Raw genomic sequence first — 12,095 nt, forward strand, 5'->3', positions numbered from 1 at the left:
AGTGTCCAGATCAAGTACCCGTGACGCCCTGCTCCGGCAGGGCGCGCTGCTGTTCGCCCGGCACGGGGTCGCCGACGTGACCACCCGTCAGCTGCACGAGGCCATCGGGGCGCGTAACGAGTCGGCGCTGCATTACCACTTCGGCGGCAAGGACGGCCTGGTGGAGGCCATCCTGCGCGGGCATCTGGAGGCCGTCGAGGCGCGCCGCGCGCCGCTGGTCGCCGCCGTCGCCGCCGACGACCTGACCGCGGACCCGCGGGCCCTGGTCCACGCGCTCGCCGCCCCCATGGACGAGGACCTCGGCACCGAGCTGGGCCGGGCCCACCTGCGCATCGTGGCCAGGCTGAGCTATCCCTCGCTCGCCTACCGGCGGCCGTTCCGGATCGTGGACGCGCCGGCGGGGCTCGCGGTCGTGCGATGGCTGCACGCGACGCTCGAACCGCTCCCCCGCCCCCTCCGGCTGGAGCGGCTCGCCATGCTGCGGTCCCAGCTCATCAGCCTGTTCGGCCTGCGCGCCCAGCTCCTCGACGAGTCGGCTCCCGGCGAGCCGCCGGTGACGGGGGAGCTGTTCTTCGGCAATCTGCTCGACATGCTCGTCGCCGGACTGACCGCCCCGGCCTCGACGGAGACGCTCGCGGCGATCCCCGCGGAATAGTTAAGGGTCACCATTAGACGGCCGGAGCATAGAGGGCGGACGGCGACCCGGTCAAGCATTCGGCGTCCGCCGGAGAAAGCAATTTAATTGTTGCCATTAACTTCCCTGTCGCGCACAATCAGGTGGCATTCGTCGGACTCCCCGAGGAGGTCGCCCCATGAACGCCATGGCTCGCGCCGGGACCGCCCTGACAGCGGCGCTGCTGACGTGTCTGGCCGCGCTGATCCCCGGCACCCCGCCCGCGCGGGCGGACACCGGGCCGATCCTGTTCGTGCACGGCTACGGCGGCGACGGCAGCCGCTGGAGCACGATGATCGACCGCTTCGAGGCGGACGGGTGGCCCGCCGACCGCCTGTTCACCGTCGACTACGACAGCACCAAGTCCAACGTCGACATCGCCGCCGACATCCGGGCCAGGGTCGACGCCATCCGATCTTCCACGGGCGCGGCGAAGGTGACGATCGTCGCGATGTCGATGGGCTCGCTGAACAGCCGCCACTACCTCAAGTTCCTCGGCGGCACGGCGGCCGTCAGGACCTGGGTCTCCCTGGCGGGCCCCAACCACGGCACGACCGCGACCCGCCTCTGCTCGGAGGAGCGGCTCACCTGCCAGGAGATGCGGATCGGCTCGCCGTTCCTGACCGAGCTCAACAGCGGTGACGAGACCCCGGGCGACGTCGCGTACGGCACGTTCTGGTCCGACTGCGACACGGTGGTCAACCCCGACTCCAGCGTGTCCCTCGCCGGGGCCGTCAACACGTACGCCGGATGCCTGTCGCACGCCGCGTTCCTGACCGACGCCTCCGTCTACGCGAAGGTGCGCGACTTTGTGTCCTGACCGGCCGGTGTGTCATGCGTGACGACGTCCGCCCCGTGCCGCGGCGCCGCTGGGGGGCGCCCCCTCCCGGCGGCATCCGCGCCGGTGACCCGGCCCCCTACGGCTGGGCGCCGCTCGTCATCCTGTTCCTGGTCGGCCTGGTGGACCGGGTCGAGGCCGGCCTGCTCAGCGGCCTCCTCCCGCTGATCCAGGCCGAGTGGGGCATCGGCGACACCGTCGCCGGCGCGATCCCGACCGGCTCGGCGATCGCGGCGGCGGCGGTCGCCATCCCCGCTGGATACCTCGCCGACCGTTTCAGCCGGACCCGCGTCATCACCGTCATGGTCTTCCTCTGGGCCGTGGCCACCACGGGCAGCGGCCTCGCCCCGGGATTCGCCGTCTTCTTCCTTACCCGCATGGCCCTGGCCGCGGCCGAGCACGTCGACAACCCGGCGACCGGCAGCCTGCTGGCCGACTACTACCCGCCGATCAGCCGGGCCAGGGCGTTCGGCTGGACGCGGATGTCGGCGCACCTGGGCGGGATCGGCACGGTGCTGGGCGCGGTGCTGGGGCAGGCGTTCGGCTGGCGGGCGGCGTTCCTGCTGATGGCGATCCCCGGCCTGCTGACCGCCCTGATCTGCCTGCGGCTCCGCGAGCCGGCCCGCGGCCTCCTCGACCAGGTCACCGCCGGGGCCGCCGCACCCCGCGCGGACGGCGCCGGGTCGCGCCGGGCGACGCCGCCGCGGCTCGGGCGGCAGGTGCGGGACGTGCTCGCCGTACGCACGCTGGTCATCGTCACCGTCGGCCTGGCCACGCTGGGCATGGGCGTCGCCGGGCTCTTCTACTGGATGCCCACGCTGATCGGCCGCACCTTCGCCCTGTCCCCCGGGCAGGCCGGAGCGCTGGGCGGCCTGGTCACCGTCTTCGGAGTGGTCACCGGCACCCTCGTCGGGGCGTGGCTGGGCCGCCGCGCGCACGTCACCCGCAAGGGCGGGCGGCTGCTCGTCGGCGGCTGCGGCGTCGTCGCCGGCGCGGTCGTCATGGCCGTCGCGCTGCTCGCCGCCCCCCGAGCCTTGGTCCCGTTCGCGCTGCTGACGGCCGCCGCGGTCATCCTGATGTCGATGGCCACCCCCAACCTGACCGCGTCACTCGCCGACGTGATCGGAGCCTCCTCCCGAGGCATCGCCTTCGCCCTCGCCCAGCTCGTCGCCGGGGCCGCCGTCGCCGTCGGACCGCTGATCGTGGGCATCCTCTCCGACCGGACCGGCTCCCTCACCAGCGCCCTGCTCGTCATGACCCTGCCCGTACTGGCCGGAGGGCTGCTCACCGTGACGGCGCGCGGCCCGTACGAGCGCGACGCCGCCCGCGTCCTGACCTCCGCCCACGACACGCCACCGACCAGCGGGGCCTGACGAGGAGCACGGACGCGGGCCGGCTGCCGTCGCGGCCCGCTCCGAACGATGGGGTGTCGATCCGGCGCCGGTTGGCGAGATCGTCTGATTCGTCTGCAAGGGGCGGCAGGCCCCCATGAACGAGTCGCCGGCGTCAGAGAGGGCTTGTCCCCGGTGCGACACCCAAGAAGGTGGCAGGCTGTGACCATGCGAACGCGCGGAGCGAAATACTTCAACACCACCGGCCCCTGCGACCCGCGGCTCCACTACATGCTGCCCCCCATACCCCGGCTTCCCGAAGCGCGGACGCTCATCGAGATGGACCGCTACTTCGTCCTGCACGCCCCCCGGCAGACCGGGAAAACCACCGTCCTGGACGCTCTGGCCTCCGGCCTGACCGCCGAAGGCGGCACCGCCGCCCTCATGTTCTCCTGCGAACGTGCCAAGGCGGCGGGCGACGACTACGGCGCCGCCGAGTCGCTTCTGCTGGATTCCCTCCGCGAGTCCGCCGAGCTGTCGGGCTGGCCGGAGAAGCTGCTACCGCCACCTTCCCGGCCGCGGGTCACGCCCGGTAGCCGGTTCGGTGCGGCGCTGCGGGAGTGGTGCCGACGCTGCCCGCGCCGGGTCGTGCTGTTCCTCGACGAGATCGACGCCTTGCAGGGCAACAGCCTGGTCAGCGTCCTCGGCCAGCTCCGCGACGGGCACAACAAGCGATCGAAGGGCTATCCGTTCCCCGCGTCGGTGGTGCTGTGCGGGTTGCGCGACCTGCGTGACTACAAGGTAGCCGCCGGCGGCGCCCCTGAGCGGTTCAATGCGGCCAGCCCGTTCAACATCCTCGCCGACTCACTGCGCCTGGGCGACTTCACCGCCGACGACATCGCCGAACTGTACGACCAACACACCCAGGCGACCGGCCAGGAGTTCACCAAGGACGCGGTGGACCGCGCCTTCGAGCTCACCCAGGGACAACCCTGGCTGGTCAACGCCCTCGCCTACGAGATCACCTTCCAGATGAGAGTGACCGGCACCATCACCTGCGAGCGAATCGAGGAGGCCAAGGAGCGGCTCATCCGCAAGCGCGCCACCCACCTGGACTCCTTGGCGGCTCGGCTGTACGAGCCCCGGGTCAAGCGGGTGATGGAGCCGATCGTGGCCGGCGGCCCCTACACCGACCGCGGCAACTCCGAGGACCTGTCCTACGCCCGCGATCTGGGCCTGATCACCCAGCAACCGCCGCCCCAGGTGGCCAACCCGATCTACCGGGAGGTCATCCTGCGCGTGCTGGGCGACCTCACGGAGCAGAACGTCCACGCCGATCCGCACAGCTTCGTGCTCCCCGACGGCCGGTTCGACCTGCCGCGCCTGCTGGAGGAGTTCGTCGTGTTCTGGCGCGAGCACGGCGAAGTCCTCATCCAGCAGGAGGGCTACCACGAGGCGGCGTGCCAGATCATCCTCATGGCCTTCCTGCACCGCCTCGTCAACGGCGGCGGCCACCTCGACCGCGAATACGCCGCCGGCCGCAAACGCATGGACGTCTACATCCGCTGGCCGTACACCGGCCCCGGCGGCGAACGGCTGACGCAGCGCGAGGCCATGGAACTGAAGGTGTGGCGACCCGGCGCGGACGACCCAGAGCCTGCGGGCCTGGCCCAGCTCGACCGCTACCTCGACCGCCTGACCCTCACCACCGGCGTCCTGGTCATCTTCGACCGCCGCCCCCAAGCCCCGCCCTGGAAGGAGCGCGGCAGCTTCCACCAGGCGACCACACCGTCCGGCCGCCAGGTCACTCTCCTGCGGGTGTGAGGGTGTCCCGGGGCGGTGAACGTCCTGTCATGCAGCCCCGACGGCGGCCGGGGAGGACTACGGCGAGTCCCCGACATGCTCGGGCGCGGTCACCATGGCCATGAACCAGTCGAGCGCCGCGACGACCACGTCGAACACGGCGACGTTCGCCAACTGGGTGTTCTTGATGGGGGGAGAACTGGTAGGTGTTGCCGATCAGACTGTCGGAATGTATTGGCGCTGATGAAGAGGGACCAGTAATCGTTGGTCGCCCTGAATGAGCTTGCGAAGGGTGGTTTCGTTCGCTTTCATGCCGTCCCGTTCATGGCGCGAGCAATCTGTATCGGCTGACGCCCTTCGCCGCCGCCTGTCGTGGCCACGCTCGCGAGACGGCTTACCGGACTCTGGCGCCGTTCAGGAACAGTTCGACGATGCGGGAGGCTCGGTCCGGGGTCTCCATGAGGTCGGTCGCCCGGGCGAGGTGCAAGAACGCGTTCATCAGGAACCCCGGATCGCCGGTCACCTCGCCCGCTGCGACGGCGCCGGCGAACAGGGCGACGACCGGGTCGAGGAGCCGGGCGACGTACAGGCTGGAGACGGCGGCCCTGGTCTCGTCGGACACGTGGTCCAGCGCCTCGTAGACGCGCTGCTCGAACGAGACGGAGTGCGCGTGGTCAGCCGAGGCCGCCACGAGGGCGGCGAGCTTGTCGCTCAGGGTGCCTTCGGTCGCGATCGCCGTGGTGATGCGCTCGTGCGCCTCCTCGATGAACCTCGTGGCGACCGCGACGTACACCTCTTCCTTGCCGTCCGGGAAGTGGTGGTAGATCGAGGGCCGGCGGATGGAGACCGCGCGGCCGACGTCGAGCAGCGACGCGCCGAGGTAACCGGAGGTCGCCAACTGCCTCGCGAAGGCGTCCATGATCTGCGTCCGGGTGTCGGAGGCAGGGCTCATCGGTTTCTCCGTGCGTGGTTGGAGGCGAGTGCGCAGGCGGCCGTCCCGGCGGCAACCAGCGTAGCGAGGACGGTGAGCGCGACAGGCAACGCCGTGAGCGCACTGCCGCTCTCCAGCTGGCGGGCCGTGTCGATCACATAACTCAGGGGGTTGACCGTCGCCACGGTTCGCATCCAGGGCGAGAGCTCGTCGACGGGGGCGAAGAACCCGGTGAAGAACGAGAGCCCGAACACCGCCAGCGGGACGAGGCCGGTGCCGGCGGAGGATCCGGTCCGGATGGCGACGGCGATGCTCAGCAGGGCGATCCCGAGACTGAGAGTGATCAGGACCAGGATCATGCCGCCGAGGCCGGCCCAGTCACCCGGCCGGAACCCGATGAGCGCCGCACCGGCGACAGTCACCGTCGCCTGAATGGCGACTCCCACGAGTGCGGCGACGACCATGCCGGAAAGGAACGGGCCGGTGCTGCCGTGAGCGAGACGCAGCCGGTCGAGGTACCCGCTGGTGATGTCGCTGAGAAGGAGCTTCCCTGCGGCACCCGCACTGGTCGCGGCTCCCGTGAGCAGGATCAGCGGGAGCAGGAACGCGATGAAGCTGCCGCCGGGAAGGTAGCCGCCGCCGACGGCGCCGAGTTGCCCGGCGTAGACGACGAGGAAGAAGAGCGATTGCGCGAGCGGTGCGATCAGCAGTGCCGGAGAACGCAGGATCATCCGGGTGGACCGGCCGATCGCCGCGAGAGTCACCGGCAGCGCACGGGAGACGGATACAGCGGTGGTCGCCATGGGGAGATCTTTCAGGTCGAGGTTCGGTCAGCGGGCGGCCAGAGCGACGAACACGTCGTCGAGCGAGGGCTCGGAAAGCCGGAGTTCTTCGATGGCCCAGCCGAACTCGCTCACGTTCTCGAGCGCGGCCTTCAGGGCGTCGGGCGCGTCGCTCAGCGCGAGGCGCACCACGCCGGCGTCCTCCGGGTCAGGCCGGAAGGGTGCGGTGGACGAGCGCACCAGCGAACGGGCGGCGTCCTCGCCGGCCAGCCCGAGGATGAGGGTGCGTTCTCCGACTCGCTGTTTGAGCGCGGCCGGGGTGTCGTGCGCCGCGACCTCGCCCTGGCGCAGCACCACGATGTCGGTGGCGAGCACGTCCGCTTCGTGGAGGTCCTGCGTCGAGACGATGAGGGTTCGCCCGTCGTCGTTCAGGCGCTTCAACTCATTCCAGAAGTCCAGCCTGCTCATGGGGTCAAGCCCGGTCGTCGGCTCGTCGAGGATCACGATCCGAGGTTGCGCGACGAGCGCCACAGCGAGATCGACCTTGCGGCGGGTGCCACCAGAGAGTTGGGCGGTCCTGGTCTTGCGGTGTTCGTCCAGGCCGAAGAGTTCGAGCAGTTCGTTCCGGCGGCGCACCCTGTCCGTCCGGCTCATACCGAGCGCGGCACCCTGGAAGTCGAGCACTTCGACAGGGGTGGCGAGCGGATCGAGCGCATTGGACTGCGGGGTGAGGCCGATGAGCCGGCGCGCCTCTCGCGCCTGGGTCACCGCGTCGAACCCCTCGATGCACACCTTCCCGGTGGTGGGGGTGCGCAGCGTCGCGAGGATTTCGAGCAGCGTGGACTTGCCGGCGCCGTTGTGTCCAAGCACGACCGTTCGGCTGCCGCGCTCGATGCTCATCGACACACCGGCGAGGGCGGCCCGGTCATCGTAGGTCTTGGTCAGATCGGTCACGTGGACGGCGCATGATGGAATCACCCTCCTAGCCTACCTACATGTAGGTAGGCTAGGCTCCAGGATCGTCCCGGTGCGCCGGGCCCAGCCGACAATGGCCGCGGACGCGCGTTCCGCGTCAGCCCCGGCCGAGGACGCAGAACTCGTTGCCCTCCGGGTCGGCCAGGACCTTCCACGGGACGTCGCCCTGGCCGACGTCGGCGGCGGTGGCGCCCAGGGTCTTGAGCCGGGCCACCTCCGCCTCCTGGTCTTCGACGGGGTGCGGCAGCAGGTCGAGGTGGATGCGGTTGCGCCCGGTCTTCGCGCCGGGCGTCCGGAGGAACTCCAGGTACGGGCCGACGCCCTTGGCGGAGCGCAGCCGGGCGTGGTCGTCGGTCACCTCGTGCAGGGTCCAGTCCAGCGCCTCGTCCCAGAAGCGAGCCATGGCGCGCGGGTCCTCGCAGTCCACCACCACCGCGGCGATCGGCCCGGTGTCCCGGTAGATCTCCCGGGGCTCCAGCACGCAGAACACATTGCCCTCCGGGTCGGCCAGGACTGTCCACGGGACGTCGCCCTGGCCCACGTCGGCGGGCGTCGCGCCGAGCTCCTGCAGGCGCGCGACCAGCTCGGCCTGGTGGGCGGCGGAGGTGGTGGCGAGGTCGAGGTGTACGCGGTACCTCACCGTCTCGGGGTCCGGGACGGTGACGAGGTCGACGTAGAAGGCGTCGGGGTCCGGCCAGGCGAAGCCCTCGGGTTCGAGGTTGGTCACGCCGGGCGCCTCGCTGGAGACGTTCCAGCCGAGCGCCTCGGCCCAGAACCGGCCGAGCGCCGCGTCGTCCCGGGCCTTGAAGTTCACCTGGATGAGTCGCAGCGCCATGCCGCCGATCATAGTGGGGCGTCGCGAGCCGGCCACTGGAAGCGTGGTGCCGGCGGTCAACGCGGCCCTCGGTCCCACACCCGCTCCAGGAAGCCGGCGACGAGCGGGGCGATCTCCGGCAGGCGGTCCTCAAGGGCGAAGTGGCCGGTGTCGAGGACGTGGAGTTCCGCGCCGGGCAGGTCGCGCAGGTAGGCGCGGGCGCCGGGCTCGGGGAAGAACGGGTCGTTCGCGCCCCAGGTGATGAGGGTGGGCGGGGTGTGCGTGCGCAGCCACTCCTGCCAGGCGGGGTACCGCTCGACGTTGGTGTGGTAGTCGAAGGCGAGCGCGACCTGGGCCTCCTTGCGGCCGGGCAGGTCGAGGAAGTGCTGGTCGAGGGTCCAGCCGTCGGGGGCGACGAGTTCGGGGTCGGCGACGCCGGTCTCGTACTGGCCGCGGGTGCCGGGCAGGGTGAGCAGGTCGCGGACGGTGTCCTCGGCGCCGGGCCGGTCAGGGCGCAGCGCGATGAAGTCGCGGGCTCCGGCGGACAGGCCCTCCTCGTAGACGTTGCCGTTCTGCACGACGAGGCCCGCGATCCACTCGGGGTGCCGCTCGGCGAGCCGGAAGCCGACGGGTGCGCCGAAGTCGAAGACGTACATCACGAAGCGGGTCAGGCCGAGCTTCCGGACGAAGCCCTCGGTGATGTCGGCGAGCCGGTCGAAGGAGTAGGTGAAGCCGGCCGGGGCCTCGGTGTGCCCGAAGCCGGGGTAGTCGGGGGCGATCAGCCGGTAACGGGCGCCCAGCACGTCGATGAGGCGGCGGAACTGGTGCGAGGCCGACGGGAAGCCGTGCAGGAGCAGCAGGACGGGCGCGTCGGCCCGCTCGGGCAGCGACTCGCGGTAGAAGACGCGGACGCCGTCGACGTCGAGGTGGCGGTGGACGGTGCGGGCGAGCGCGGGGAACGTCATGGCTAATGCCTTTCATCGCAGAAGACGCATTAGTTATAGCGATCAGCGATCTAACGTGTCAAAGCACGGAGATAGCATTAGGGCATGAGTGAGCTCGGCCCTCTGACCGGTGAACCCCTCGCCCTGGACCTGGTCAACACCCGCCCGGCCACCGGCGACCTGCTGACCACGCCCGGCGACCTGCGCGTCTGGCTGGGCCTGCAGGCGGACCGGTTCGCCGAGGCGCGGGAGCTCCTCGCCGCCGAGTTCACCGCCGCCGACCTGGCCGCCGTACGCGAACTCCGCGAGCACATCGCGCGCGCCCTGGAGCACGTGCGTGCCGGCCACCGGCCACCGGCCGCCGACCTCGAAGCCGCCAACCGGGCCCAGCGTGCCGCGCCCGCCATCAGCGAGCTGACCTGGAACGGCGAGACCGTCACGGCCACCCACCGCCGCACCGGCACCCCCGGCGCGCGCCTGACGACGTGGCTCGCCGAGGGCGCGGCCGGCCTGCTGGCGGACCCGGCGGTCGCCACGGTCCGCCAGTGCGACGCCGCCGACTGCGTCATGCTGTTCCTGCCCGCCCACCCGCGTCGCCGCTGGTGCTCGGCGGCCCGCTGCGGCAACCGCGTCCGCGTCGCCCGCCACTACCGGCGCCGCAAGCACACGTGAGCCTGCCGGCGGCCATGGGAGAACCTCGGGCCACCGGCAGGCTCGTCAGCTGTCGCTCAGCCGGGCGGTATCCGGCCGTCCTTGGCGACGGGGACGCCGAGCTGGACCGCGGCGGTGAGCGTCGCCTTCTCCTCGGGAAGGCGGGCGAGCACCGGGTTGAGGTGCCGCAGGGTCAGGTCGACGGGCGCCATGTCACGCGCCGTGATGTCGTACTTCTCCAGGTCGATCCATCTGACGAGATCCATGACCTCGGGCGGGATGTTGTCCCCGCCCTTGTACACCGGCACGCAGAGCTGGCGCGAGTAGCCCACCCGTACGTCGGCCGGCGGGATCTTGCCGACGAGCACGGGGTTGAGCTGCCGGAGCGCCAGCGGCCTGTTCATCGGGACGTTCGGGGTGGCGCCATAGCAGAGGAGGTCGATGTGCCTGACGACCCGGAGCACCTCCGCCGGTGGCAGCACGCCGTTCTTGGCGACCGGGACGCACAGCTGCTCCGGCCGGTTCAGCAGGACCTGCTTGCGGGGCAGGTCACTCAGGACACGGTTGAGATGGCTGAGCACGAGCGACTTGTCCATCGAGGACCCGGTGACCCGGTAACACGACAGGTCGACGTACCGGACGAAGTCGAGCACGCCGTCCGGCGGGATCACGTCGTTCTTGGCGACCGGGACGCAGAGCTGGTCGCGCGCGCCGAGGGAGACCTGCTCGATGGGCAGGCCGACGAGCACCGGGTTGATGTGCCGCAGCGCCAGCCCGACGGCCGGCGGCTGGTAGGGGCTGGTCTTGAAGCACTCGAGGTCGAGGTTCGAGACCAGCTGCGCGGGGGTGGGCAGCGCCAGGGCGCCGGCGGGCGGGGCGACGAGGAAGACCATCGCGATGAGTCCGACGGTCGCCGATAAGAGGCGCCGCACCGTGCCCGTGCGGCGCCGATCGCGGGTGGCCGATCCGTCCATGCTTCTCCTCGGGGTACGGGGACAGGCCTGACACCCTCGACTATCCGTTGGGCCCGGAGACTCGACAACCTCCATGACCGGTCTTTGCCAGCCGTGTTGCCACGCTCGGCGGTCTTCAGCCGGTGCGCAGGATCCGGAAGCGATCGGGTTCGGCGGGGTCTCGGTCGGCGACCTGGATCGGGGGCCAGGCCCACTGCCAGACGCTGATGCCCGGGGTGCGGGAGAACCGGATCTCCCCGCGGGTGCCTTCGACCGCGACGCTGGACCAGGATCCGCCCGTGCGCAGCACCTCGGCGAGGACGGTGACCGTGTCGTAGCCCTCGAAGGCGACGAAGGAGGGCGCCTCGGCCAGCCGTTCACGCAGGGCCGTCCCGACGCGCGCGCCGAGTGGGCCGAGGCGTTCGGGCAGGTAGCGCAGGAACGGGATCGCGGCGCCGTCGCCGCCCAGCGACGCGGCCCAGCCGGCGAACTCCGGCTGCCCGGCCGGAGCGCCGATCATGATCTCGGCGAGGCGCCGGTCGCGGCGGACGGCCTTGACGATCGACACCGCGGGCTCCGGGGAACCGGCGAGAAGAAGGAGGGCTGTCGCACCACTGCCGGCGAGTTCGTCGCACACGGCCGCGCGCGCGTCGAGCTCGACGACGGTGCCTCCGTGCTCGGCGAGGTGGTCCCGCAGGATGCGGGTCCCGGAGGCCCAGTAGACACTCGGCTCGGCCGCCACGGCGACGCGGCGGTGGCCCCCGCTGAGGAGGAAGTCCGCGTAGATGCGCCAGCCGCGGGACTGCGCCGGGGCCAGGCGCGCGACCCGGTCCGTCGGCTGCTCGGTGAGCGCGTCGAGAACCGCTGACGAGCAGAGGTACGGCACGCCGAGTGCGTCGGCCTGGGCGGCGGCGGCGCGGGCGACGACGCTGTGGTACTCCCCCGCCACGGCGGCCACGCCCAGGCGGGCCAGCTCTTCCACGGCCGCCTCCGCCCTGTGTGGATCAGCGGCGGTGTCTCGTACCAGCAGTTCGAGCGGCCTTCCCGCGATCCCGCCGGCGTCGTTGACCTCGCGGGCGGCCAGTTCGAGTCCGGCGAGCAGGTGCCGGCCCGCCTCGGTCCAGCCGGGCCGGGTCAGCGGGGCGAGCGCGCCGATCCGGACGGGTGATCCGTCAGTCCGCTCCGATGGCTCATGCATACGTCGGCATCTCCCGAGTCCGGTCGCGCTCTGCCCTGATCGCAGAGCGACGCGCCGAGAGTAACCGAGCCGGGAACGGCCGGCTCAGGCACCCCGGTATGACCTGTCCAGGGCGGACGACGCTGATCCGTCAAGGGACGGGATGCCTCGCGGAACGCGGTGCGCTCCATGCCGACGAAATGGCGAGAAACGCGGGCTCCCA

12 protein-coding genes are annotated in these 12,095 nt (G+C 71.3%); 5 read left to right on the top strand and 7 right to left on the bottom strand.

Annotation, left to right across the window (positions count from 1 at the left end):
* Nucleotide 1: 1 nt before the first annotated feature.
* From ACIBF7_RS20695 to ACIBF7_RS20710, 4 genes are all read left to right on the top strand, one after another.
* On the top strand, nucleotides 2-655 hold the full coding sequence (locus ACIBF7_RS20695) for a TetR/AcrR family transcriptional regulator (RefSeq protein ID WP_148033033.1): 654 nt from the start codon (nucleotides 2-4) through the stop codon (nucleotides 653-655).
* 157 nt (nucleotides 656-812) lie between these two features.
* Nucleotides 813-1,493 carry an esterase/lipase family protein gene (locus ACIBF7_RS20700; RefSeq protein WP_397197854.1) on the top strand — a complete coding sequence of 227 codons (681 nt, stop codon included), beginning with the start codon at nucleotides 813-815 and terminating at the stop codon, nucleotides 1,491-1,493.
* A 14-nt stretch (nucleotides 1,494-1,507) separates the two neighbouring features.
* Nucleotides 1,508-2,884 (top strand): MFS transporter, encoded by a 1,377-nt coding sequence (locus ACIBF7_RS20705; protein WP_397197856.1) that lies wholly within the window; start codon nucleotides 1,508-1,510, stop codon nucleotides 2,882-2,884.
* 186 nt (nucleotides 2,885-3,070) lie between these two features.
* Nucleotides 3,071-4,666, top strand: coding sequence for an ATP-binding protein (locus ACIBF7_RS20710; protein WP_397197857.1), 1,596 nt, complete (start codon nucleotides 3,071-3,073; stop codon nucleotides 4,664-4,666).
* A gap of 373 nt (nucleotides 4,667-5,039) precedes the next feature.
* Here ACIBF7_RS20710 and ACIBF7_RS20715 read toward each other — a convergent pair whose 3' ends face one another.
* The 5 genes from ACIBF7_RS20715 to ACIBF7_RS20735 form a co-directional block, all read right to left on the bottom strand.
* Nucleotides 5,040-5,597 (bottom strand): TetR/AcrR family transcriptional regulator, encoded by a 558-nt coding sequence (locus tag ACIBF7_RS20715; protein ID WP_397197858.1) that lies wholly within the window; start codon nucleotides 5,595-5,597, stop codon nucleotides 5,040-5,042.
* Nucleotides 5,594-6,379: an ABC transporter permease gene (locus ACIBF7_RS20720; RefSeq protein WP_397197859.1), complete on the bottom strand. Its 786-nt coding sequence runs from the start codon at nucleotides 6,377-6,379 to the stop codon at nucleotides 5,594-5,596. Before ACIBF7_RS20720 ends, ACIBF7_RS20715 begins: the two co-directional genes overlap by 4 nt.
* A gap of 27 nt (nucleotides 6,380-6,406) precedes the next feature.
* The gene (locus ACIBF7_RS20725; protein ID WP_397197860.1) at nucleotides 6,407-7,312 is read right to left on the bottom strand and encodes an ATP-binding cassette domain-containing protein; all 906 of its coding nucleotides are present in this window, start codon (nucleotides 7,310-7,312) and stop codon (nucleotides 6,407-6,409) included.
* 118 nt (nucleotides 7,313-7,430) lie between these two features.
* Nucleotides 7,431-8,168: a VOC family protein gene (locus tag ACIBF7_RS20730; protein ID WP_397197861.1), complete on the bottom strand. Its 738-nt coding sequence runs from the start codon at nucleotides 8,166-8,168 to the stop codon at nucleotides 7,431-7,433.
* A 56-nt stretch (nucleotides 8,169-8,224) separates the two neighbouring features.
* A complete protein-coding gene (locus ACIBF7_RS20735; protein WP_397197862.1) occupies nucleotides 8,225-9,112 on the bottom strand; it encodes an alpha/beta fold hydrolase in 888 nt (295 codons plus the stop codon).
* 84 nt (nucleotides 9,113-9,196) lie between these two features.
* On the opposite strand from ACIBF7_RS20735, the gene ACIBF7_RS20740 reads away from it, so the two are divergent.
* Entirely contained in the window at nucleotides 9,197-9,763 is a 567-nt protein-coding gene (locus ACIBF7_RS20740; RefSeq protein ID WP_397197863.1) for a CGNR zinc finger domain-containing protein, read from the top strand.
* 56 nt (nucleotides 9,764-9,819) lie between these two features.
* Here the strand turns inward: ACIBF7_RS20740 and ACIBF7_RS20745 are convergent, their stop codons facing one another.
* Nucleotides 9,820-10,716, bottom strand: a complete 897-nt coding sequence (locus ACIBF7_RS20745) for a hypothetical protein (RefSeq protein ID WP_271279581.1) — start codon at nucleotides 10,714-10,716, stop codon at nucleotides 9,820-9,822.
* A gap of 115 nt (nucleotides 10,717-10,831) precedes the next feature.
* Nucleotides 10,832-11,893 (bottom strand): ABC transporter substrate-binding protein, encoded by a 1,062-nt coding sequence (locus tag ACIBF7_RS20750; protein WP_397197864.1) that lies wholly within the window; start codon nucleotides 11,891-11,893, stop codon nucleotides 10,832-10,834.
* Nucleotides 11,894-12,095 lie beyond the last annotated feature (202 nt).

This window comes from Nonomuraea sp. NPDC050478, from assembly GCF_044458265.1.
Classification (GTDB): Bacteria; Actinomycetota; Actinomycetes; order Streptosporangiales; family Streptosporangiaceae; genus Nonomuraea; species Nonomuraea ferruginea.

Coding starts and splice junctions, on each gene's coding strand:
- ACIBF7_RS20700 (WP_397197854.1), top strand. CDS start 813: ATGAACGCCATGGCTCGCGCCGGGACCGCCCTGACAGCGGCGCTGCTG.
- ACIBF7_RS20705 (WP_397197856.1), top strand. CDS start 1,508: ATGCGTGACGACGTCCGCCCCGTGCCGCGGCGCCGCTGGGGGGCGCCC.
- ACIBF7_RS20710 (WP_397197857.1), top strand. CDS start 3,071: ATGCGAACGCGCGGAGCGAAATACTTCAACACCACCGGCCCCTGCGAC.
- ACIBF7_RS20715 (WP_397197858.1), bottom strand. CDS start 5,597: ATGAGCCCTGCCTCCGACACCCGGACGCAGATCATGGACGCCTTCGCG.
- ACIBF7_RS20720 (WP_397197859.1), bottom strand. CDS start 6,379: ATGGCGACCACCGCTGTATCCGTCTCCCGTGCGCTGCCGGTGACTCTC.
- ACIBF7_RS20730 (WP_397197861.1), bottom strand. CDS start 8,168: ATGGCGCTGCGACTCATCCAGGTGAACTTCAAGGCCCGGGACGACGCG.
- ACIBF7_RS20735 (WP_397197862.1), bottom strand. CDS start 9,112: ATGACGTTCCCCGCGCTCGCCCGCACCGTCCACCGCCACCTCGACGTC.
- ACIBF7_RS20740 (WP_397197863.1), top strand. CDS start 9,197: ATGAGTGAGCTCGGCCCTCTGACCGGTGAACCCCTCGCCCTGGACCTG.
- ACIBF7_RS20745 (WP_271279581.1), bottom strand. CDS start 10,716: ATGGACGGATCGGCCACCCGCGATCGGCGCCGCACGGGCACGGTGCGG.
- ACIBF7_RS20750 (WP_397197864.1), bottom strand. CDS start 11,893: ATGCATGAGCCATCGGAGCGGACTGACGGATCACCCGTCCGGATCGGC.